This window comes from Bacillus sp. GW823-FHT06A11, assembly GCF_058795355.1.
In genome coordinates this window covers 1,654,574-1,674,092 of sequence record NZ_JBXAHS010000001.1, presented here as the reverse complement: position 1 = coordinate 1,674,092, position 19,519 = coordinate 1,654,574, and the positions used below count along the sequence as shown (strand labels likewise).

At 36.1% G+C, this 19,519-nt stretch carries 23 protein-coding genes, 2 tRNA genes and 4 riboswitches; of the genes, 23 read left to right on the top strand and 2 right to left on the bottom strand.

What is annotated here, in order from left to right; all coding sequences use genetic code 11:
• Position 1: 1 nt before the first annotated feature.
• From AC1Q8L_RS08490 to AC1Q8L_RS08475, 4 genes are all read left to right on the top strand, one after another.
• A tRNA-Asn gene (locus AC1Q8L_RS08490) sits at positions 2 to 76 on the top strand.
• Between the two features lies 1 nt (position 77).
• A tRNA-Glu gene (locus AC1Q8L_RS08485) sits at positions 78 to 149 on the top strand.
• Positions 150 to 278: 129 nt separating this feature from the next.
• The gene (locus AC1Q8L_RS08480; RefSeq protein WP_000199007.1) at positions 279 to 698 is read left to right on the top strand and encodes a CBS domain-containing protein; all 420 of its coding nucleotides are present in this window, start codon (positions 279 to 281) and stop codon (positions 696 to 698) included.
• Between the two features lie 321 nt (positions 699 to 1,019).
• On the top strand, positions 1,020 to 2,171 hold the full coding sequence (locus AC1Q8L_RS08475; protein ID WP_000648915.1) for a DUF3965 domain-containing protein: 1,152 nt from the start codon (positions 1,020 to 1,022) through the stop codon (positions 2,169 to 2,171).
• A gap of 240 nt (positions 2,172 to 2,411) precedes the next feature.
• Here the strand turns inward: AC1Q8L_RS08475 and AC1Q8L_RS08470 are convergent, their stop codons facing one another.
• Positions 2,412 to 2,750, bottom strand: a complete 339-nt coding sequence (locus AC1Q8L_RS08470; RefSeq protein WP_001137818.1) for a hypothetical protein — start codon at positions 2,748 to 2,750, stop codon at positions 2,412 to 2,414.
• 5 nt (positions 2,751 to 2,755) lie between these two features.
• Positions 2,756 to 3,910, bottom strand: coding sequence for an SH3 domain-containing protein (locus tag AC1Q8L_RS08465; RefSeq protein WP_001056045.1), 1,155 nt, complete (start codon positions 3,908 to 3,910; stop codon positions 2,756 to 2,758).
• Positions 3,911 to 4,179: 269 nt separating this feature from the next.
• Positions 4,180 to 4,291: riboswitch (TPP riboswitch) on the top strand.
• 60 nt (positions 4,292 to 4,351) lie between these two features.
• Positions 4,352 to 4,455, top strand: a riboswitch (TPP riboswitch).
• A gap of 85 nt (positions 4,456 to 4,540) precedes the next feature.
• Here AC1Q8L_RS08465 and tenA point away from each other — a divergent pair.
• The 19 genes from tenA to kdpDN all read left to right on the top strand — a co-directional run bounded on the left by tenA (position 4,541) and on the right by kdpDN (position 19,515).
• On the top strand, positions 4,541 to 5,236 hold the full coding sequence (gene tenA / locus AC1Q8L_RS08460) for a thiaminase II (RefSeq protein ID WP_000666820.1): 696 nt from the start codon (positions 4,541 to 4,543) through the stop codon (positions 5,234 to 5,236).
• Entirely contained in the window at positions 5,205 to 5,954 is a 750-nt protein-coding gene (locus AC1Q8L_RS08455; RefSeq protein ID WP_001256782.1) for an ABC transporter ATP-binding protein, read from the top strand. The genes tenA and AC1Q8L_RS08455 overlap by 32 nt, the downstream gene beginning before the upstream one ends.
• Positions 5,954 to 6,706: an ABC transporter permease gene (locus tag AC1Q8L_RS08450; RefSeq protein WP_001080857.1), complete on the top strand. Its 753-nt coding sequence runs from the start codon at positions 5,954 to 5,956 to the stop codon at positions 6,704 to 6,706. The genes AC1Q8L_RS08455 and AC1Q8L_RS08450 overlap by 1 nt, the downstream gene beginning before the upstream one ends.
• A complete protein-coding gene (locus tag AC1Q8L_RS08445; RefSeq protein WP_000670422.1) occupies positions 6,703 to 7,704 on the top strand; it encodes an ABC transporter substrate-binding protein in 1,002 nt (333 codons plus the stop codon). Before AC1Q8L_RS08450 ends, AC1Q8L_RS08445 begins: the two co-directional genes overlap by 4 nt.
• A gap of 10 nt (positions 7,705 to 7,714) precedes the next feature.
• Positions 7,715 to 8,335 carry a thiazole tautomerase TenI gene (gene tenI / locus AC1Q8L_RS08440; RefSeq protein WP_000787167.1) on the top strand — a complete coding sequence of 207 codons (621 nt, stop codon included), beginning with the start codon at positions 7,715 to 7,717 and terminating at the stop codon, positions 8,333 to 8,335.
• A complete protein-coding gene (gene thiO, locus AC1Q8L_RS08435; RefSeq protein ID WP_000333305.1) occupies positions 8,328 to 9,437 on the top strand; it encodes a glycine oxidase ThiO in 1,110 nt (369 codons plus the stop codon). The genes tenI and thiO overlap by 8 nt, the downstream gene beginning before the upstream one ends.
• Positions 9,438 to 9,452: 15 nt before the next feature.
• On the top strand, positions 9,453 to 9,656 hold the full coding sequence (thiS, locus tag AC1Q8L_RS08430) for a sulfur carrier protein ThiS (RefSeq protein ID WP_001049502.1): 204 nt from the start codon (positions 9,453 to 9,455) through the stop codon (positions 9,654 to 9,656).
• 2 nt (positions 9,657 to 9,658) lie between these two features.
• Positions 9,659 to 10,429: a thiazole synthase gene (gene thiG / locus AC1Q8L_RS08425; protein WP_000931980.1), complete on the top strand. Its 771-nt coding sequence runs from the start codon at positions 9,659 to 9,661 to the stop codon at positions 10,427 to 10,429.
• The gene (gene thiF, locus AC1Q8L_RS08420) at positions 10,422 to 11,441 is read left to right on the top strand and encodes a thiazole biosynthesis adenylyltransferase ThiF (protein ID WP_098311664.1); all 1,020 of its coding nucleotides are present in this window, start codon (positions 10,422 to 10,424) and stop codon (positions 11,439 to 11,441) included. The genes thiG and thiF overlap by 8 nt, the downstream gene beginning before the upstream one ends.
• A 15-nt stretch (positions 11,442 to 11,456) precedes the next feature.
• Positions 11,457 to 12,269 carry a bifunctional hydroxymethylpyrimidine kinase/phosphomethylpyrimidine kinase gene (thiD, locus tag AC1Q8L_RS08415; protein ID WP_000867374.1) on the top strand — a complete coding sequence of 271 codons (813 nt, stop codon included), beginning with the start codon at positions 11,457 to 11,459 and terminating at the stop codon, positions 12,267 to 12,269.
• A gap of 85 nt (positions 12,270 to 12,354) precedes the next feature.
• A riboswitch (cyclic di-AMP (ydaO/yuaA leader) is annotated at positions 12,355 to 12,502 on the top strand.
• Between the two features lie 93 nt (positions 12,503 to 12,595).
• Entirely contained in the window at positions 12,596 to 12,982 is a 387-nt protein-coding gene (locus AC1Q8L_RS08410) for a hypothetical protein (protein WP_000424089.1), read from the top strand.
• A gap of 13 nt (positions 12,983 to 12,995) precedes the next feature.
• Positions 12,996 to 13,229, top strand: coding sequence for a hypothetical protein (locus AC1Q8L_RS08405; RefSeq protein WP_002025339.1), 234 nt, complete (start codon positions 12,996 to 12,998; stop codon positions 13,227 to 13,229).
• Between the two features lie 3 nt (positions 13,230 to 13,232).
• Complete coding sequence (locus tag AC1Q8L_RS08400) at positions 13,233 to 13,355, top strand: hypothetical protein (RefSeq protein ID WP_001034419.1); 123 nt, start codon at positions 13,233 to 13,235, stop codon at positions 13,353 to 13,355.
• Positions 13,356 to 13,489: 134 nt separating this feature from the next.
• Positions 13,490 to 13,635: riboswitch (cyclic di-AMP (ydaO/yuaA leader) on the top strand.
• A 98-nt stretch (positions 13,636 to 13,733) separates the two neighbouring features.
• Positions 13,734 to 13,838 carry a SipW-dependent-type signal peptide-containing protein gene (locus AC1Q8L_RS08395; protein WP_000887894.1) on the top strand — a complete coding sequence of 35 codons (105 nt, stop codon included), beginning with the start codon at positions 13,734 to 13,736 and terminating at the stop codon, positions 13,836 to 13,838.
• Complete coding sequence (gene kdpF, locus AC1Q8L_RS08390) at positions 13,835 to 13,915, top strand: K(+)-transporting ATPase subunit F (RefSeq protein ID WP_000973728.1); 81 nt, start codon at positions 13,835 to 13,837, stop codon at positions 13,913 to 13,915. The genes AC1Q8L_RS08395 and kdpF overlap by 4 nt, the downstream gene beginning before the upstream one ends.
• Before the next feature lie 19 nt (positions 13,916 to 13,934).
• Entirely contained in the window at positions 13,935 to 15,602 is a 1,668-nt protein-coding gene (gene kdpA / locus AC1Q8L_RS08385) for a potassium-transporting ATPase subunit KdpA (RefSeq protein ID WP_000638328.1), read from the top strand.
• Positions 15,603 to 15,615: 13 nt separating this feature from the next.
• Positions 15,616 to 17,706: a potassium-transporting ATPase subunit KdpB gene (gene kdpB / locus AC1Q8L_RS08380; RefSeq protein ID WP_072939971.1), complete on the top strand. Its 2,091-nt coding sequence runs from the start codon at positions 15,616 to 15,618 to the stop codon at positions 17,704 to 17,706.
• Between the two features lie 16 nt (positions 17,707 to 17,722).
• Positions 17,723 to 18,304, top strand: a complete 582-nt coding sequence (kdpC, locus tag AC1Q8L_RS08375; RefSeq protein WP_086387759.1) for a K(+)-transporting ATPase subunit C — start codon at positions 17,723 to 17,725, stop codon at positions 18,302 to 18,304.
• A gap of 56 nt (positions 18,305 to 18,360) precedes the next feature.
• Positions 18,361 to 19,515: a KdpD-like non-kinase potassium sensor gene (kdpDN, locus tag AC1Q8L_RS08370; protein WP_072939968.1), complete on the top strand. Its 1,155-nt coding sequence runs from the start codon at positions 18,361 to 18,363 to the stop codon at positions 19,513 to 19,515.
• Positions 19,516 to 19,519 lie beyond the last annotated feature (4 nt).

Here is a 19,519-nt window from a genome sequence, read left to right as displayed (position 1 = left end):
TTCCGCAGTAGCTCAGTGGTAGAGCTATCGGCTGTTAACCGATCGGTCGTAGGTTCGAGTCCTACCTGCGGAGCCATGGCCCGTTGGTCAAGTGGTTAAGACACCGCCCTTTCACGGCGGTAACACGGGTTCGAATCCCGTACGGGTCATACAAAAAAGAGTCAGCATTATGCTGGCTCTTTTTTATTTTGTTGATCCTTTTTATCATGTTACTTTCCAGAAATAAATAAAGGAATTTTGGAAAAGCTATGGTATGTATAAAAAGGAGGAAATAAATAATGACACGAGTTAGAGACTTAATGAGTACCCATATTGTACATTGTACACCGCTAGACAATGTATATGAGGCAGCTGTAAAAATGAAGGAAGAATCGGTTGGGTTAATTCCTGTTGTTGAAAATGAGCAAGTTATTGGGCTTGTTACTGATCGAGATTTAGTTGTTCGAGGGATTGCTGAAAAACATCCTGGATCTAATAAAATTACAAATGTAATGACAACAAATATTATCTCAGTTTCTCCAAATGATTCTATTGAAAAAGCTACAGAGCTAATGGCACAGTATCAAATTAGACGGTTACCAGTAGTTGATAGTGGTCAGCTTATTGGCATGTTAGCACTAGGGGATTTAGCTATAAGGGAATCGGCAGATGGTCAAGCTAGATTTGCCTTGAGCGAAATCTCAGAGCGTACAGAGTAAATTGAAACTTTAATTAACCGAGAGTTTAATGGTCAATCATAAAGAGCTAAATTATATATAAAGTTCAGATACATTATTCTAGTATATATGGATTAAACTAATATGTTAGCGTGATGTATCTGAGACATTATATAATAAGGATATGGTTAATAATTTCCACAGTTTTTTTAAATTTGTTATTCTTCATTTTTAATAAGAGAAAAGATGATATACTGATAGATATAAGTATTATGAGAGATTTTGAATATAACAATATTAATTTTTAGTGGTACGATAATAAATTAATATTTCCTACATAGATGAAAAGGGAAGGGGAATTATATGAAGGCTGTACAGGGCGATCCAAATTGGAATTTGGTTACAGATACATATATAGAACCAAATAATTTTGCTGAATTATTTTCTTTGCTTGTACCTTGTCACCCAAAAGGTGAGGGGAAAGAACGAACTATATTAGTATGGAAAGAGAAAGAATTTTATAAAGAAGAAAATTTAGCGGCATTTATCGTATATGGCATGAATAAAGTAAAGAATTTACCGCAGTTTCATAAAGATGAAATTCCAACTTTAGTGCGTATTCTTCGCTTATGCCAAGAGATTGGTTGGTATGAAGAGGCAAATGCTTTTATGATAGCACAAGGATTAGCTGAGTTTGTTCATACTTCATTGGAATATGAAACATGGGATCTTTTGACGCAATCAGTTGCTTTAAACTATTTAATTATTAAATATCGTATAGGTGAATTGACAGATAGGGATATTGAAATTTGGGATAGAGTTAAATTTAATGAGAAATGTATAACCGATTGTAAACATTTATTATCTCATAAAGAAGTATTGGAATTTACATTCTTTTATATGTGCAAGAGAGCGAAATCATTATCAAAAGAGCAATTAAATAGTGATATGATGAGTTTAGCAATGTATTGTAATACTTTCGTATATGATTTATATACACATGATTTATTACGGAAATATCGTAAGTGTACAGATTTCCTATCATATTATGGACCTAGTCAGGCAGTTTTAGCATGTCAAAGAGCTGTATTATCTCAAATTTCCGATCGCTTAGACCCATTAAAGACAACACATGTAGATGATTATTTATATGTAATGAAAGAAATGATGGAGCATATGACGATAGGAGTAATGGATCGATACGGTCATTTTATTGGAAAGCTACTATCTTATGTGCCATTTTTCGAGATGATACAAGTTCCACAGCATGCATATTATTGTGAAGAATTACTGTATATTTGTAAGGGCATTGAATATAAAGAAGAAACACTACGCAATTATATATTTATACAATTACATGATTGTTTACCATCATTCTTTAGGCTATTTCTTAAAAATAAGCGTTACGCAACGATTCATGATATTCTTTTCTATTGGTGCGATGACGAACAACGAATGAGCTTAGAGAAAAAATATAATCTGAGCTTTATTTATGAAAAATATGCTTGTGGATAAACAATATTTTCGATATGAAAAATTAATATAAATTAAAAAGGATCTCCAGTTTATGTGAGATCCTTTTTTGTTAGTAAAACAAGGAGAAAGTGATTAAAACAAGAAACAACATTCCATATAGAAGAAGTTGTGCAGTATAACTTCCTTGTATACCAAAAAAAGTATTGGCTTTCTTATACAAATGCAATATGTATTTTATTGGAGTATCTTTGAAAGATTGGTACACAGTGTCTCCTCTTTCTAAGCTTCTTGTTCTTGTTTTTGTTTTTGGTTATAAGGGACATTAATATATCTAGCTACAAATAATAAAACAGCCATAAAGAATACTGGAAATACAGTAGATAAATAAAAGCCATTACTAATTATATTTGTTATGAGAGCACTCAAAAGAAATATAGCGTTATAAATATGGGCAATTTTTTGTTTTAGTTGCACTTGAAATGATTCCATCATAATTTCTAATGCAACAAAAGCAATAATAATAGATAAAAATACAATGTTTGTATTGTAAATGATTAAACAACAGATTAAACCTAAAAAGGCTGCGTATTCAATTATAAGAGGTATATTGCGTGGCATACAATTTACCTAACTAAATATGGCAGTGGATTTACTGCATTTGTTTTTTCAAAATTCCATTCTCCATTATGTAATTCAAAATGAAGATGTTGCCCGTATGAATGACCTGTGTTGCCCATATGACCTACTAATTGTCCAGCTTGTACTTGATCACCAGTTTGTACAGTACGATCCTTCATATGAGCATAAACAGTTGTATATAATTTCCCATTGATTTGATGCGCAATGAACACAACATTGCCATAGCTAGCTGAATAATAAGATTTCACAACTTTACCTGCAGCAGCAGCTTGGATAGAGACGTTCCCTGGAGCAGCAATATCTATACCATAATGCATTTGTTCCCAGCGTATATCAAAGGTTGAGCTAATTCTTCCTTGAGCAGGGAATTTGAAAGCAGCTGGAATAGATGAAGGCTGATCTGTTTTAGCCTGTGGTTGATTTTGTACTACATAGTGTTTTGCTACATATCCGTATCCTGTGCCAAAACGAATTTTATACCAAGTTCCTACAGTTTCTACTACTTGTACTTGTGTACCGTTTTGTAATGAACCGAGTAGAGCGCTACTTGTACTAGTGTTGCTACGTACATTCAGATTAGGTGTTGCAACAGTATATTTTGTATTATTTTGAACGGTGATTCCTTTTACTAAGGGTTGTGAACCATTAGAGATGAATGCTTTTTGTACGTAACCCGTTTGGCCATTATGTGATATTTTATACCATTCGCCTTGATCTTCTTGAACGGTAATAAACTTGCCATTTGGTAATACATCTAAAATGGAAGATTCTAAATTAGGTTCAGAGCGAACGTTTAATGCATTAGCATTGACGATGTATTGATCATTAGATTGAAGTTTGTTTTTTAGTAAAATAGCATCTTTTTGTACATAACCTACTTTATTATGAACAGATACTTTATACCAACCATTAGTTGTTTCAAGGATGTTCACTTTTGTATTAAAGCGAATTGTATCAATTGATGTGCTTTTTACGTTATCTTCTGTATGTAATGCTACTTGATCGACTTTGACATACCCAGTTTTAACATTAGATAATTGTTCAGCGTTTGCTTTTTGTACATTTGTTTCACCCATAGAAGGAAGTAAAGAAGCAATCGCTACAGTAGTTGCTGTTAAAGCCGTAGCTTTCATATTCATGGAATAGAGACCTCCTCTAGTTGTATAGTTGTAATTTTATTATAGTATAAAGATATAATATAGTGGGTGTATTCACATAAATGTAATATGAAATCAATATAAAAATAAATTTTTTGAGGATAATGATTCCTTTTTATACAATTAATTTGGGTTTTATTTTCTAAAATAGAATGTATGTATTGTATAACTTCAATATTTTGTTGATAATTAAGAAAATTAAAACAGTTGATGATGTCTTATTAGGGTGTTATACTGACAGTGATAATTTTATAGTTTGCTAGGAGAGCTGGTGTTGCCAGCTGAGAGTAGGCCGTAAGCCTTTGATCCTTTTTATTACCTGATCTAGATTATGCTAGCGTAGGGAAGCAATTCGGACACTAACAATGAGTCCCCGTTTCTTTGCGTATAGAAACGGGGCTTTTTTATTTGAAAATTTCATATTGAAACCACTAGGGGTGCTTGATTTGCTGAGAGAGGAATAATCCTTAACCCTTATAACACCTGATCTAGGTAATACTAGCGAAGGGAAGTGGAACATCGAATAAATGTATAATTTTATTTGCTGTAACCACTTCTTATATATAGAAGTGGTTTTTTATTTAGATACATATATTGAAAGGGGATAGAGAAATGAAATTTTGTGATAGATTATTAGAAACTGTGCAACCGGTTTGGGAGATGAGTCATAATCATCCGTTTGTAGTGGGTATGGGAGATGGCACGTTAGAAAAAGATAAATTCCAGTATTATATTATTCAAGATTATTTATATCTGCTAGATTATGCAAAGTTATATGCGATTGGTGTTGTAAAAGCAACGAATCCACAAGTAATGGGAAAGTTCGCTGAACAAATTGATGGGATATTAAATGGCGAAATGACAATCCATAAACAATATGCAAAAAGACTTGGAATTTCTATAGAGGATATAGAGTCTGCGAAACCATCTGCTAAAAATTTAGCTTATACAAATTACATGATGTCTGTATCTCAAAATGGCACACTTGCAGAATTAATAGCAGCGCTTCTTCCATGTATGTGGAGCTACTGGGAAATTGGAAAGCGTTTAAATGATATTCCTGGAGCAAGAGATCATGAGTTTTTTGGTGAGTGGATTCAAGGATATAGTTCGGAAGAATACGGTAATCTTTGTATTTGGTTAATAGATTTATTAAATGAAATGGCAGTTGGAAAGTCTGAGAAAGAACTAGATAGATTAGAGGAGATTTTCTTATATTCCAGTCGATTTGAATATTTATTCTGGGATATGTCCTATCGTAAGGAGATGTGGGGATTTGAGGAGCAAGAACATACTACAGTTTCATAATGTTTCTTTTCATTACGATGAGAAAGCAATCATCCATGAATTAAATGCTTCTATACATGAGAAAGAGTTTGTCAGTATTATCGGACCGAGTGGATGTGGGAAAAGTACTTTATTTCGCCTTATTACAGGCCTAGAGAAGGTAAGTATTGGAAAGATAGAACTGACAGAAACAAAGCACCATCCTGTAGGATATATGCCGCAAAAAGATATGCTTTTGCCGTGGAGAACAATTATTGAGAATGCTGCTCTGCCGCTAGAGTGCCAAGGTGTACAGAAGAAAGAAGCACAAGTAAAGGCAAAGGAACTGTTATATAAATTTGGTTTACAAGGATATGAGACAAAACATCCGAAAGATTTATCTGGTGGTATGAGGCAACGCGTATCTTTTATCCGAACTTTGTTAACGGGCGGGGAGATATTGTTATTAGATGAACCGTTTAGCGCGTTAGATGCTTTAACGAAGGCCTCTTTGCAAGAATGGCTGTTTGAACAATGGCAAGAGTGGGAAAAAACAATTTTATTCATTACTCATGATGTTGAAGAAGCGTTATTTCTTTCGAACCGAGTTTTAGTAGTGGAACAGCAGCCGATAACGACTTTGACTGAGCGGATTGTACCACTTGATCATAACAGAACACGAAAAGATTTATATAAACCGGAAGTATTAGCGCTGAAAGATGAGCTTCTTAGTATGTTACAAAGGCAGGTACTTGTGTGATGAACCGATTGAAAGAATTAGTTCCTGCTATTACACTTTCTAGTATTTTACTAGCTGTGTGGGAAATAGGAGCAAGAATTGTAGATGAGATGTACATTTTACCGTCACCGTCTGCGATTGTAATGAAGATATGGAAACTAAAAGACATATTATTTACGGTTCATTTACCTGCAACGTTATACGTCGTTTTAATAGGTGTTGTTATTTCTATCGTATTAGGTGTAGGGCTAGCGATGTTAATGAATGCGAGTACATGGATGGAAAGAGCATTTTATCCATTATTAGTTGCTTCACAAACGATTCCGATTACTGCGCTTGCTCCGCTATTTGTTTTATGGTTTGGATACACAATTTGGAGTAAGGTTGTTGTCACAGTTTTAATTACGTTTTTCCCGATTGCGGTCAATACGTATGATGGACTGCGTAGTACAAAAAAAGAATGGGAGGAGCTCTTAGTTACATATGGAGCAACGAAAAGAGATATTTTTCTTAAATTAAAGTTGCCGTCTGCTCTTCCTTATTTTTTCTCAGCTTTAAAAATTGCAGTTCCGCTTAGTGTTATCGGAGCAGCAATTGGAGAATGGCTCGGTGCACAAGCTGGACTTGGATATTTCAGTAAGAGAATGATGACGCAGTTAGATGGAGCTGGCGTATTTGCACCCATTGTATTGTTATCATTATTAGCTATTTTCTTCGTCGTACTTATTTCCATATTAGAAAAGAAATTCATTAGTTGGAGGAAGCATTCATGAAATTTTTAAAGCGCATCTTTGTGTTTACATTATTAATTGCAATGATTACAGGATGTTCGAGTAATTCAGCATCAGAAAAAAGTAAAAAAGAGAAAGAAATAACAGTCATGTTAGATTGGTATCCAAATGCGGTACATAGCTTTATTTATGCAGCAATTGAAAAAGGATACTTTAAAGAAGAAGGTGTAAAGGTAAATATTAAATTCCCTTCTAATCCGACTGATCCATTAACATTGGCAGCAGCAGGGAAGGTGACAGTTGGCTTGTATTATCAGCCAGATGTTGTTATGGCAAGAGCAAATGAGCAAATTCCAGTGAAATCAATTGGGGCTGTCGTACGTTCACCATTAAATCATGTCGTATCGCTGAAATCAGCGGGTATTCAATCACCGAAAGATTTAGAAGGAAAAACAGTAGGATATTCTGGAACACCTTTAAGTGAGATGTATTTAAAAACGATGGTAAAAGAAGCTGGTGGTAATCCTGATACAGTGAAAGTAGTTGATGTTGGATTTGATTTAGTACCAGCCTTAATTACGAAAAAAGTGGATGCGGTAACAGGGGCATACATTAATCATGAAGTACCGGTTATGCGTCATGAAGGCCATGAACCAGCTTACTTTAATCCAGCTGATTACGGAGTACCGAACTATCATGAACTTGTGTTTGTAACAGGTGATAAAACGTTGAAAAAAGATAAAGAAGCGTTGCAAGCTTTCTTACGTGGTACGAAAAAAGGCTATGATTTCATGAAGAAAAACCCAGATGAAGCATTGAATATTTTATTAAATCATCAAGAAAAAGAAAACTTCCCACTTGTGCCAGAAGTTGAAAAGGAAAGTATGAAAATTTTATTAGAGAAGATGGAAACGAAAGATGAGCCATTTTTATCAGATTCAAAAGAATCTTGGGAGAAACAAAATAAATGGCTGAAGGACAAAGGAATGACGAAAGAAACCGTTCCAGCCGATGAACTATTCGAAAATATTTTAAAGTAGGCGAATGAATATGAAAAATGAGCTCCACGTAATCTCAAATGGCCATATGCCATTCGAAGAGTTAGTGAATGTAGCGATGCAAATTGAGAGTGAGATTGATTATTTGCATATTCGTGAGCGTGAGAAGAGTACGAAGGAGTTATATGAAGGTGTGGAAAGTCTTTTAATGGAAGGCTTTCCGGCTTCTAAAATTGTCATAAATGATCGAATTGATATTGCAATTTTATTAAATATTCCTCGTGTTCAACTAGGGTATCGAAGCACAGATGTAAAGTCAGTGAAAGAAAAGTTTTCGTATTTGCATGTCGGTTATTCTGTGCATTCGCTAGATGAAGCGATAGTAGCATTTAAAAATGGAGCGGATTCACTCGTTTATGGTCATGTATTTCCGACAGATTGTAAAAAAGGTGTGCCAGCGAGAGGGCTTGAAGAAATTTCTGACATTGCAAGGTGTTTATCTATACCGATTACAGCAATTGGAGGAATTACTCCAGAAAACGCAGTGGATGTCCTTACTAACGGTGTAAGCGGTATAGCAGTTATGTCCGGAATTGTAAGTAGTAGTGACCCGTATAGCAAAGCGAAATCTTATAAGGAATCAATAAGAAAGTGGGCGGAAAAACATGTGTGAGAAGTATGATGTAGCGATTATTGGTGGTGGTGTAATTGGTAGTTCAGTTGCACATTTTCTAGCAGAAAGAGGACATAAAGTAGCGATTGTAGAGAAGCAAAGAATTGCATCGGAAGCTTCAAAAGCAGCTGCTGGTCTACTTGGTGTTCAGGCAGAATGGGATGCGTATGATCCGCTATTTGAACTTGCTAGAGAAAGCCGAGCTATATTTCCACAACTTGCAACAGTTTTACGTGAAAAGACGGGTATTGATATTGGATATGAAGAAAAAGGAATTTATCGTATTGCTCAAAATGGAGATGAGAAGAAAAGAATCCTTCACATTATGGATTGGCAGCAAAAAACAGGTGAAGATTCCTACTTTCTAACGGGAGACCATGTGCGGGAAAAAGAGCCGTATCTATCCGAATCCATTATAGGAGCAGTATATTATCCGAAAGACGGTCATGTTATTGCATCAGAGCTTACGAAAGCATTCGCACATTCTGCGGCAATGTCAGGTGCTGATATATATGAACAGACAGAAGTATTTGATATTCGTATTGAAAATAATAAAGTGACTGGAGTTATTACAAGTGAAGGTATTGTCACATGTGAGAAAGTCGTTATTGCAGGAGGTTCATGGAGCACGAAGTTACTCAATTATTTTCACCGCGATTGGGGTACATATCCAGTTAAAGGAGAAGTGGTTGCGGTAAGAAGTAGAAAACAACTTTTAAAAGCACCTATTTTTCAAGAAAGATTTTACATTACTCCAAAGCGCGGTGGACGTTACGTAATTGGGGCAACAATGAAGCACCATACGTTCAATAAAACTGTGCAGCCAGAAAGTATAACTTCTATATTAGAGCGTGCTTATACAATATTGCCAGCTTTAAAAGAAGCAGAATGGGAAAGCGCGTGGGCAGGATTAAGACCACAATCGAATCATGAAGCTCCTTATATGGGAGAGCATGAAGAAATAAAAGGTTTATATGCTTGTACGGGCCATTATCGGAACGGTATTTTATTAAGTCCTATTTCTGGCCAATATATGGCTGATTTAATAGAAGGAAAGCAAGAGAATCATTTGCTAGATTCCTTGCTTTCTAGAAGAGTTTAGAAAGGGGATGGAAGTTTGAATTTAAAAATTAATGGTAACCAAATTGAAGTGCCAGCGAGTGTAAAAACAGTAGCTGAGTTACTTACACATTTAGAGTTAGATAACAGAATTGTTGTAGTAGAGCGTAATAAAGATATTTTACAAAAAGATGATCATACAGATACATCTGTTTTTGATGGAGATCAAATTGAGATTGTAACTTTCGTAGGAGGCGGTTGATTATGTTGAACATTGGACCATTTTCATTTCATTCTAGACTTTTATTAGGTACAGGTAAATTCCCTGATTTTGACGTACAGCAAAAGGCAATTGACGTTTCTGAAGCTGAAATTTTAACGTTTGCAGTACGTCGTATGGATATCTTTGATGCAAAGCAACCTAATTTATTAGAGAAACTTGATGTGAAAAAATATACGTTATTACCAAATACAGCAGGGGCAAAAAATGCTGAAGAGGCTGTTCGCATTGCAAAATTAGCAAAAGCGTCTGGGCTTTGTGACATGATAAAGGTAGAAGTTATTGGTGATGATAGAACGTTATTACCGGATCCGGTAGAAACGTTAAAGGCATCTGAAATGTTACTGGAAGAAGGATTTATCGTACTTCCGTACACATCTGATGATGTTGTATTAGCACGTAAATTACAAGAGCTTGGCGTGCATGCGATTATGCCAGGAGCATCTCCAATCGGATCAGGACTTGGTATTGTAAATCCATTAAATTTGGGCTTCATTATTGAACAAGCGACAGTACCAGTTATCGTTGATGCTGGTATTGGTAGCCCAGCTGATGCGGCATTTGCAATGGAATTAGGAGCAGATGGCGTGTTATTAAATACAGCTGTATCAGGAGCAAAAGATCCTATTAAAATGGCGCAGGCAATGAAACTAAGTATTGAAGCAGGCCGTTTAGGATTTGAAGCAGGTCGTATTGCACGTAAGCGCTGTGCAACTGCAAGTAGTCCTTTAGAAGGAATGAGCGTAGTTGAATAATCGATATTCTCGCCAAGAACTATTTTCTCCAATTGGAGCAGAAGGGCAGCAAAGGATAAGAGAAAAGCATGTACTTATTATCGGTGCAGGTGCATTAGGTAGTGCAAATGCAGAGATGTTTGTAAGAGCGGGTGTTGGCAAGATAACAATTGTTGACCGTGATTATGTAGATTGGAGTAATTTACAAAGACAACAATTGTATGCAGAGAGCGACGTAAAGAATAATCTCCCAAAAGCTATAGCGGCTAAAAAACGTTTAGAAGAGATTAATAGCGATGTAACAATAAAAGCTCTCGTTCAAGATGTAACAGCTGAAGAGCTAGAAGAACTTGTTACAAACGTTGATGTAATTATTGATGCGACTGATAATTTCGAAACACGCTTTATTGTGAATGATATAGCACAAAAATATTCTATTCCATGGATTTACGGTGCATGTGTAGGTAGTTACGGTCTTTCTTACACAATCATTCCTAGTAAAACACCATGTTTATCATGTTTATTGCAGTCGATTCCGCTTGGCGGGGCAACATGTGATACAGCGGGTATTATATCACCTGCTGTATCTCTTGTCGTTTCTCATCAAGTAACAGAAGCTCTTAAACTGTTAGTAGAAGATTACGAATCACTTCGAGATGGGCTTGTATCGTTTGATATGTGGAAGAATGAGTATTCATGTATGAATGTGCAAAAGCTTCGCCAGCATAATTGTTCTTCATGCGGAGAGAATGTATTATATCCGTATTTAAATAAAGAGAACACATCAAAAACAGCAGTTTTATGCGGGCGAAATACAGTTCAAATTAGACCACCTCATAAAGAGGAAATGAATTTTGAACAATATAAAGAGTTGCTGGAAGGTCGCGTGAATGATTTAAATGTAAATCCATATTTACTATCATTTTCTGTTGAAGACAAGAGGTTAGTCGCCTTTAAAGATGGCCGTGTGCTCGTACATGGAACGAAAGATATAAGCGAAGCAAAAACGATTTATCATCGCTATTTTGGATAGAAAAGGATGAGTGGGATGAAAGTGAATAAAGCTTTAACAATTGCAGGGTCTGATAGCGGCGGCGGTGCTGGAATTCAGGCAGATTTAAAAACATTCCAAGAGCTTGGTGTATACGGAATGACGGCTATTACGGCAATTACTGCTCAAAACACGCTTGGCGTTCAAGGGGTATATCCTGTTCCGTTAGAAGGTATTACAGAACAGCTGAATTCAATTGGTACGGATTTAACACCAGATGCAGTGAAACTAGGAATGTTATTTAGTAGTGAAATAATTCAAATTGTTGCAGAACAAATTAAAAAATTTGGCTGGAATAATATTGTGCTAGATCCCGTTATGATTGCAAAAGGCGGTGCATCATTATTACAGCAAGAAGCAGTTCAAGCATTAAAAGAATATTTATTACCAGTAGCAACTGCTATAACACCGAATGTCCCAGAAGCAGAAGTGTTAACTGGGATGGAGATTCATAATGTTGAAGATAGTAAGGAAGCTGCAAAAGTATTGCACGAATTAGGTGCTAAATATGTGCTTATGAAGGGCGGACATGCAGAATATCAAGGTAATGAAGTAATTGATTTCCTCTTTGATGGAGAAAAATTTATTGAGTTTAGAAGCGAGCGAATTCCTTCAAAGCAAACGCACGGAAGTGGGTGTACATTTGCTTCAGCGGTTACAGCAGGACTTGCGAAAGGATACTCAATTGAAGATGCTGTTCAAGAAGCAAAACGATTTATTAGTATAGCAATTGAAGAGCCATTGAATATTGGTAGTGGTCATGGACCGACGAATCATTTTGCGTATAAAGTGAATAGAACGCGTGTATAGATAAGTGAAAAGCCAGTTTTATAACTGGCTTTTTTTCTGTTTACTTTTTCAAAATACAGGAGTAATATATCAGCCAGAATATATTTTTTTGTAAACGCTGAGTCCAATTATATGGAGCGGAGGAACCAATTTGTGCAGTGTCACTAGGGGTGAATCTTTCAAATTTGAAAGTAGGGCTACTCTCAAATCCCGAATCCGACAGCTAACTTCGTAAGCGTCTTGAGAGAGGACGGTGCCATGATGGATACATCACTTCATCGATCTGATTAGTATAGGGGAATATCAATCTATGTTTGATTTCTTTTATACTAAGGAGGATGAGGTACATGGAACTAACACTTATTTGTGTTGGAGAAGAAAGTAAGGTAAATAGTTTAAGAGATCTAGTTGCATTTCAACATGAGTTAGTTATTTTTACAGCAAATGAAGAGGTAGCGGCTGAAGTTAGGAATTGTGGGTTTGATTGGACTTATAGTTTTAGTAAGGAGCAGGATTTTACTAGTATTTGTGAGTGTATTAAGAAGGTCATTTTACTAGGGGATGAGCTTCCAATCGTTAGTTTCTTCACAGAACACATTCGTTTTTCTTTTCAAGCACCTATTACTGTTGTTACAAGGAATAAACGATATCCAGCGAGGCTCTATGAAACAATTGGAGCTAAGTTTGTCGTGTTTACAAATTGTGATAATATTTCTTTTTTATTTTCTGAATAGGGCGGGGGAAGAAATGATGAAGGTACTATTACTTGGAGATATAGCAAATCGTTGGGCAGTATCGGTAGAGCGAGTTCAAGAATTGGTTCAAATTGATCCTCTTTTTCCCGGGCCATATATTATATTACCGTCAAAAGATGCTTTGTATTTAGAGATGGATATTACCGAGTATGAGCAGCTACATGCAGAATTGACACAAGTTTATATTCGTGGGAGAAATTTACGTGCATTTTTAAGAGGAGAATAAAGGTTGAATAAAAAAGAGCGAATGCTGAGTGCAACAGGCTATGCACTTCATGTCATTCGCTCTTTTTATTTCATATTTAAAAGGTCATTTTTAAGAAAAGAAAAGAGAAATAAAGAAAATAGATGAAATAATAGTAATAATCTTCAATGTAAGCGTTTAAATGAATGTAAATATTATTATTTTCAGCAATTTCCCCCTTTACAAGTGAAATATAGAGGAGTATATTTACTCTCATAAATCATTCATAAAATTTCCAAAAAAACCTAAAATCGCTGAGTTCCAGAAATGGAGCGGGGGAACCAATTTTGTGCATCGTCACTTGGGGTGAATCTTTCAGTTTTGAAAGTAGGGCTACTCTTTAGGCCCGAATCCGACAGCTAACCTCGTAAGCGTTTAGAGAGGAGGTTTACTTTTTGTTGTTCATTTTTTGAACACTGAGTAGAGCTCAGTGTTCTTTTTTAATATTTAAATGGTAAATTTTAACAAAAGAAGAGAGGGATAGTTATGTTAGATGTTGTAATGGTCGGGATTTTTATTTTATTAGTTGCATCGATGGCAAGTCTTGCAAGTTGGTCAGATAAAGTTGTGAAAGAAGGAAAGCAATCATGATGATTGTCTTATCGGTTATTGTCGCAGCAATTACAGTGTATTTAGTGTATGCATTATTAAATCCAGAGAAGTTTTAATTAGGGGGAATCATTCATTATGATTTGGGTTGCAGTCATTATTACAATGCTCTTGTTTATTTTAGTAGCAAAGCCAACGGGGATTTATTTAGAAAAAGCTTTTCAAGGTAGCAAAACGTTAGATAAAGTATTCGGGCCTTTTGAAAAACTTATTTTTAAAATTACGGGTGTAAAAGCATACAATCAAACGTGGAAACAGTACGCATTATCATTAGTTTTATTAAATGGATTTATGATCGTTGTCGTATACTTCATTTTCAGATTACAAGGTGTGCTGCCACTAAATCCAGCGCATATTGAAGGGATGGAGCCTACGCTCGCTTTTAATACAGCAATTAGTTTTATGGCTGATACAAACTTACAGCATTATAGCGGTGAAAATGGTTTATCTTATTTATCACAATTAATCGGAATTACATTTTTAATGTTTGCGGCACCAGCAACGACATTAGCGCTCGTTATGGCTTTTATAAGAGGACTTGCTGGAAAAGAACTTGGTAACTTTTTCGTTGATTTTACGAGAGCGTTAACGAGAGTGTTTCTTCCTATCGCATTTATTGCGGCACTAGTTTTTGTCGCACTTGGCGTACCACAAACGTTAGATGGGGCGGTTACAGCACAAACGATTGATGGGGCAAAGCAAAGTATTTTACGTGGACCTGTTGCATCATTCGTTTCCATTAAGGAACTTGGAAATAACGGCGGTGGATTTTTCGGAGCAAACTCTACGCATCCTTTCGAAAATCCAGGACAAATGAGTAATATTTTGCAAATGATGCTTATGATGTTATTACCAACAGCACTTCCATTTACGTACGGACGAATGGTCGGAAATAAAAAACAAGGTCGCATCCTTTTCGTGTCACTATTTATGGTATTTTTACTAGGGTTTATAACGATTACGACATCTGAACTAAACGGGAACCCGGCATTAAATGGAATGGGTATCGAACATGTACAAGGAAGTACAGAAGGGAAAGAAGTACGATTTGGAACAGTATTTTCTTCACTATACGCAACAGTAACGACAGCTGCTGAAACAGGCGCTGTTAATACGATGCATGATACGTTAACACCAATTGGTGGTCTAGTTCCCCTCGTAAATATGATGTTAAATACAGTGTATGGCGGAGTTGGAGCAGGCTTTGTAAACATCATTATGTATGCAATTATCGCGGTGTTTATATCTGGGTTAATGGTTGGACGGACACCAGAGTTTTTAGGTAAGAAGATTGAAGGGAAGGAAATGAAATTAATCGCGGTCACGATTTTATTTCATCCATTGCTCATTTTAGGATTTTCGGCATTAGCTCTTTCAACAAATTTAGGGACGGATGCTATCTCTCATTCCGGTTTCCACGGTTTAACGCAAGTTGTATATGAATATACATCGTCAGCTGCGAATAACGGATCTGGATTTGAAGGATTAGGAGATAATACACCGTTTTGGAATATTACGACTGGTTTAGTTATGTTTTTAGGACGTTACTTTAGTTTAATTACGATGCTAGCTGTGGCAGCTTCGTTGAAAGAAAAAACGGTAGTGCCAGAAACAGTTGGAACGTTCCGTACAGATAATAGTTTATTTGGTGGCATCTTCATTGGAACAATTGTAATTGTCGGTGCATTAACATTTTTCCCGATGTTAGTACTCGGACCAATTGCAGAATTTCTTACATTGAAGTAATGGAGGGTAAATGATGAGACCGGTAGTAGTAAAAGAAAAACAAGTAAATGAGACACAAATACATGCTGTAGAAGATGAGGTTAGACAAGCGAAAACGATGGATCGTGATATCGTAACACATGCGATGAAGCAATCTATTGCGAAATTGAATCCGAAAGTCATGATAAAGAATCCGATTATGTTCGTTGTGGAAATTGGGTTTATCATTACGTTCATTTTATCTTTTCTTCCAAGCAGTTCTAGTAGTATACCAGGATGGTTTAATATAACAGTTTCTCTCATTCTATTATTTACAGTTTTATTTGCGAATTTTGCAGAAGCATTAGCAGAGGGTCGCGGTAAAGCGCAAGCCGATTCTTTAAAACAGTCGAAGAAAGATGTGTTTGCAAATGTTGTAAAAGAAAATGGAGACATTGTCCAAGTTTCAGCAACTGATCTTAGAAAAGGTGATGTTGTTATCGTAAAACAAGGAGAAATGATTCCGAATGATGGTGAAGTAATCAAAGGATTAGCGTCTGTAGATGAATCTGCAATTACAGGAGAATCAGCTCCTGTAATAAAAGAAGCGGGTGGTGATTTTTGTTCCGTAACAGGTGGAACGATGGTGGTAAGTGATGAAATTACAATTGTTATTACGAGTAATCCTGGTGAATCATTTATCGACAAAATGATTTCTTTAGTAGAAGGAGCTGCTCGTCAAAAAACGCCGAATGAGATTGCTTTAAATACAGTATTAACGAGCTTAACTCTTATCTTCTTGATCGTCGTTGTGACGTTGCCGATTTTTACAAATTATTTAGGTTTTCAAATTGATACAGCTGTACTCGTAGCATTGTTAGTATGTTTAATTCCAACGACAATTGGTGGTTTGCTATCAGCGATTGGTATTGCTGGGATGGACCGGGTGACAAAATTTAACGTGCTAGCGATGTCAGGGAAAGCAGTAGAAGCTGCGGGCGATATTAATACAATTATTTTAGATAAAACAGGTACAATTACTTTTGGGAACCGAATGGCTCATACATTATTACCTGTAGGAAATGAAACGATTGAGCAAGTTGGAAAGTGGGCCGCTATTAGTTCTGTTTTAGATGAAACACCAGAAGGTCGATCTGTTATCGAGTATGTGCAGGGAAAATCTATATCATATAATAGAGAACTTGCAGAACAAGGTGAGTTTGTTCCGTTTAAAGCAGAAACGAGAATGAGTGGTGTTGATTTACAAGACGGAACGAAAGTGAGAAAAGGTGCTGTAGGTGCCGTTATTGAATGGGTTGAGTCACAAGGTGGAACAATTCCGAAAGATGTAAATCAAAAAGCAGACTTAATTTCAAAAGAGGGCGGAACACCACTTGTAGTTGCAGTAGATAATCGTATTTATGGTTTAATTTATTTAAAGGATACAGTAAAACCGGGTATGCGTGAGCGTTTTGAACAGTTGCGCCAAATGGGGATTAAAACGGTTATGTGTACAGGTGATAATCCGTTAACAGCAGCAACGATTGCAAAAGAAGCAGGAGTAGATGAATTCGTTGCCGAGTGTAAACCAGAAGATAAAATTGCGGTTATTAAAGCAGAGCAAGATAAAGGGAAACTTGTAGCGATGACAGGTGATGGTACAAATGATGCTCCGGCATTAGCACAGGCTGACGTTGGATTAGCGATGAATAGTGGTACGACAGCTGCGAAAGAAGCAGCGAATATGATTGATTTAGACTCGAATCCAACGAAAATTATTGAGGTTGTAGGAATTGGTAAGCAATTGTTAATGACACGTGGTGCGTTAACGACGTTTAGTATTGCAAATGATATAGCGAAATACTTTGCGATTATTCCAGCGATGTTTACACTTGCAATTCCGCAAATGGAAGCATTGAACATTATGAAATTAACATCACCACTGTCAGCGATTTTATCAGCATTAATATTTAACGCTGTTATTATTCCATTACTCATTCCGTTAGCGATGAAAGGTATCGCATATAAACCGATGAGTTCTAATGCATTGCTTAGCCGAAACTTACTTATTTATGGGCTTGGTGGAGTTATCGTTCCGTTCATTGGAATTAAAGTAATTGATATAATTGTCGGCTTGTTCATATAAGGAAGAGGGGAAAAAGATGGAGAAGAAACAAAGTATACTATCACCAATTATCCGTATTACTTTTACATTTCTAGTGTTGTGCGGACTTGTATACCCGCTTATTGTTACTGGTATTGCACAAGCCGTGATGAAGGATAATGCGGATGGAAGTCTAATATATAATGATAAAAATGAAGTGATTGGTTCTAAATTAATCGGGCAAAACTTCACGGATCCACGTTATTTTCAAGGGCGTGTTTCTAGTATTGAATATAAGGCTGAAGCATCTGGTTCAAATAACTATGCACCATCTAATCCAGATTTAGAGAAACGAGTAGAGAAAAGTATTGAAGAGTGGAAGAAACAAAATCCGAGAGTTCCAGTAACAGAAGTACCGATAGATTTAGTGACAAATTCAGGTTCAGGGCTTGATCCTGATATTAGTCCAAAGGCGGCCTCGGTGCAGGTGGATCGCATTTCGAAATTAACGAATATTCCGAAAGAAACGCTAGATCAATTGATTAAAGATCAAACAGAAGGTGCTGCACTTGGTTTATTTGGAGAAAATCGAGTGAATGTCTTAAAGCTAAATTTAGCATTACAAAAATTAATGAAATAGTAACAGTGCTACCTCAATCTAATGGATTGAGGTAGCGTTGTTTCGAATGAAAGGCAGTGTTTATTTTGTATGCGGATGATTATGAACCGAAGTTTCAAAGGCGAACGCCAGAGGAATATTTAGAATATATTCGGCAACAAAATCGGGGAAAGTTAAAGTTATATGTAGGAGCAGCTCCAGGCGTAGGAAAAAGTTATAAAATGCTCTTTGATGCAAGGGAAATGAAAAAAGATGGAATTGATATTGTAATTGGTTTAATTGAAACGCATGGAAGAAAAGAGACGGAAGAAGCAATTGCTGATTTAGAAAAAGTTCCTTTGAAAGAAATACAGTATAAAGGAAAGGTATTTTATGAGCTTGATGTGGAAGGAATAAAAAAACGCGCGCCTCAAGTAGTCGTAGTGGATGAACTTGCGCATAGTAATGTTCCTGGTTCTAAATATAAGAAACGTTATATGGATGTGCAGGAATTGTTAGAGGCTGGTATATCGGTATTATCAGCTTTTAATATTCAACATTTAGAAAGTGTTCATGATATTGTAGCTCAAATTACGAATGTAAAAGTAAGAGAACGAATTCCAGATTTTATTTTACAAAAAGCAAATGAAATTCAGCTCGTTGATGCAACACCGGAAGTACTTCGGAAGAGGTTAATAGACGGAAAGATATATAAAGAAGAAAAAATTCAGCAAAGCTTACAAAATTTCTTTACGCTTAATAATTTAGGAGCACTCAGGGAATTATCGCTTCGTGAAGTCGCTGACGATATGGACGAAAAGATTAGTCAAACAGTGATAGAACCAATCGGAGTGAAAGAAAAAATTCTCGTTTGTGTACAATACAGTTCAACAGCGGAGAAATTAATAAGACGGGGATGGCGCATGGCTGATCGGTTAAATGCTGAATTGTATGTATTAAATGTTGAAAGAGAAAATATAGACTCTCTTTCAGCTGGTAAAAAACAAACAATTGAAGAGTGGAAGACGCTCACGAATCAATTTGATGCAAGTTTTGTATTAGAAGAAGCAAGAGGGAGAAAGCCAGCGGATGTTATTATTGAGGTTGCGAAAAGATTACAAGTAACGCAAATTTTACTTGGGCAATCGGCAAGAACTCGTTGGGAAGAAATACGAAAAGGTTCGATTGTAAATGAGATTATGAGGCAAACGAGGTATATTGATATTCATATTGTTGCGGATCAAAGAGGATAAATAG

Bases quoted from the DNA above. Each gene is read 5' to 3' on its own strand.
- AC1Q8L_RS08480 (WP_000199007.1), top strand. From the start codon at position 279: ATGACACGAGTTAGAGACTTAATGAGTACCCATATTGTACATTGTACA.
- AC1Q8L_RS08475 (WP_000648915.1), top strand. From the start codon at position 1,020: ATGAAGGCTGTACAGGGCGATCCAAATTGGAATTTGGTTACAGATACA.
- AC1Q8L_RS08470 (WP_001137818.1), bottom strand. From the start codon at position 2,750: ATGCCACGCAATATACCTCTTATAATTGAATACGCAGCCTTTTTAGGT.
- AC1Q8L_RS08465 (WP_001056045.1), bottom strand. From the start codon at position 3,910: ATGAATATGAAAGCTACGGCTTTAACAGCAACTACTGTAGCGATTGCT.
- tenA (WP_000666820.1), top strand. From the start codon at position 4,541: ATGAAATTTTGTGATAGATTATTAGAAACTGTGCAACCGGTTTGGGAG.
- AC1Q8L_RS08450 (WP_001080857.1), top strand. From the start codon at position 5,954: ATGAACCGATTGAAAGAATTAGTTCCTGCTATTACACTTTCTAGTATT.
- AC1Q8L_RS08445 (WP_000670422.1), top strand. From the start codon at position 6,703: ATGAAATTTTTAAAGCGCATCTTTGTGTTTACATTATTAATTGCAATG.
- tenI (WP_000787167.1), top strand. From the start codon at position 7,715: ATGAAAAATGAGCTCCACGTAATCTCAAATGGCCATATGCCATTCGAA.
- thiO (WP_000333305.1), top strand. From the start codon at position 8,328: ATGTGTGAGAAGTATGATGTAGCGATTATTGGTGGTGGTGTAATTGGT.
- thiG (WP_000931980.1), top strand. From the start codon at position 9,659: ATGTTGAACATTGGACCATTTTCATTTCATTCTAGACTTTTATTAGGT.
- thiD (WP_000867374.1), top strand. From the start codon at position 11,457: ATGAAAGTGAATAAAGCTTTAACAATTGCAGGGTCTGATAGCGGCGGC.
- AC1Q8L_RS08410 (WP_000424089.1), top strand. From the start codon at position 12,596: ATGGAACTAACACTTATTTGTGTTGGAGAAGAAAGTAAGGTAAATAGT.
- AC1Q8L_RS08405 (WP_002025339.1), top strand. From the start codon at position 12,996: ATGATGAAGGTACTATTACTTGGAGATATAGCAAATCGTTGGGCAGTA.
- AC1Q8L_RS08395 (WP_000887894.1), top strand. From the start codon at position 13,734: ATGTTAGATGTTGTAATGGTCGGGATTTTTATTTTATTAGTTGCATCG.
- kdpF (WP_000973728.1), top strand. From the start codon at position 13,835: ATGATGATTGTCTTATCGGTTATTGTCGCAGCAATTACAGTGTATTTA.
- kdpA (WP_000638328.1), top strand. From the start codon at position 13,935: ATGATTTGGGTTGCAGTCATTATTACAATGCTCTTGTTTATTTTAGTA.
- kdpB (WP_072939971.1), top strand. From the start codon at position 15,616: ATGAGACCGGTAGTAGTAAAAGAAAAACAAGTAAATGAGACACAAATA.
- kdpC (WP_086387759.1), top strand. From the start codon at position 17,723: ATGGAGAAGAAACAAAGTATACTATCACCAATTATCCGTATTACTTTT.